This is a genomic window from Bacillus sp. P4_D3, from assembly GCF_056401855.1.
Genome location: NZ_JBFUIN010001039.1, coordinates 1 through 914, shown reverse-complemented (window position 1 = coordinate 914; position 914 = coordinate 1). Strand labels below are relative to the sequence as shown.

Below are 914 nucleotides of genomic sequence, written 5' to 3'. Positions count from 1 at the left end.
CCCCTATACCGACACGTCCATTCCCATTAGGGATTGTCTTTACATTTAAATTTTCTTTAAACTGTTTTCCGCCCCGCTTGTATTCAATATTTACTGTATCCCCTTCTTTTTTCCCTGTCATATACTCAATAAATTGTTCCGTCTTGTCGAATATTTTTCCATCGACAGCTACTATAACATCTCCAAGCTTAAGCTTTCCTTCTGACGGCATACCCTTTGCTACACCAGCCACTAGTACACCTTTATTTTCAAAAGAAACAGAGCGATTTGCACGTTTATATGCATTATAAATTGCAGCGTTTTGTGAATCTTTCATCGCATAATCTTGACGAAATTGATATTCTTCATCACTCTCACCTTTTTGCAATATTTCTTCCGCCTTCGAAATGTGTGTATATTTATTAAATTGCGCGGCTATTAAGTTCACAACATTTGCAGGCCCCATTGAGACAGTGACAAGCATAAAATCACCAGACTCTTTAGTACCACCGTCAACTTGCACGTACGGCGCTAATTTTGCGGCCATACCTGGTTTTGTCACAAAGTATGGCAAACGCACATAAACAAGTAGCATCGCCAATATAACCCCTATTAAAATTGCATATATAAACCGAAAACGCTTAAACATTATGTTTCTCCTTCCACTGCTCAATTAGTAAATAAATGTTTGAAATGTGTTTTTCTGCTTCCACTTCTCCGACCCGAATGATGTCTTCAATATGTGTAAAAGCACGCGAACTAAATTGTTCTACTGCTGGCCGCATCATTAAATCTGATGCTATTTGCCGATTCATCACAAGTTCATGTTGCATAATTTCAATACTTTGCATAATCACATCATAAATCGATGTAACCTCTCCATTCACCTTAATTGGAGATACATCTACAGCAATAACAATATCAGCCCCTAAATC

The 914-nt window shown here is 37.7% G+C and carries 2 protein-coding genes; both read right to left on the bottom strand.

What is annotated here, in order from left to right; all coding sequences use genetic code 11:
* Positions 1 to 628: PDZ domain-containing protein (locus AC1DTM_RS29000; protein WP_477001544.1), on the bottom strand; the 628-nt coding region annotated here is incomplete at its 3' end.
* A partial coding sequence (locus tag AC1DTM_RS28995) for a patatin-like phospholipase family protein (protein ID WP_477001543.1) occupies positions 621 to 914 on the bottom strand: 294 nt, incomplete at its 5' end. The genes AC1DTM_RS29000 and AC1DTM_RS28995, both read right to left, overlap by 8 nt.